The sequence below is a fragment of the Pantoea sp. USMM079 genome (genome assembly GCF_037153115.1).
GTDB lineage: Bacteria > Pseudomonadota > Gammaproteobacteria > Enterobacterales > Enterobacteriaceae > Pantoea > Pantoea communis.
Window position 1 is genome coordinate 1 of record NZ_JBBCKX010000107.1, and the last position, 220, is coordinate 220.

Annotated in this window: 1 rRNA gene; it reads right to left on the reverse strand. The window is 54.1% G+C overall.

Annotated elements, in window-relative coordinates:
- Positions 1-114: 114 nt before the first annotated feature.
- Positions 115-220, reverse strand: a 5S ribosomal RNA gene (gene rrf, locus WFP70_RS26735); the annotation flags it as partial.

A 220-nucleotide genomic window follows, 5' to 3' on the forward strand; every position in this document is an offset into this window, starting at 1 on the left:
AACTACCGCTCCACCGATTCTGTACCAAAATCAGAAAACCGTTCTGACTTCGGGTGTTTCGCCCTTTCAGTGTCACCTGAAAGGTCACGACTCACGAATGAGTCTTAAATTAATGCCTGGCAGTTCCCTACTCTCGCATGGGGAGGCCCCACACTACCATCGGCGCTACGGCGTTTCACTTCTGAGTTCGGCATGGGGTCAGGTGGGACCACCGCGCTAC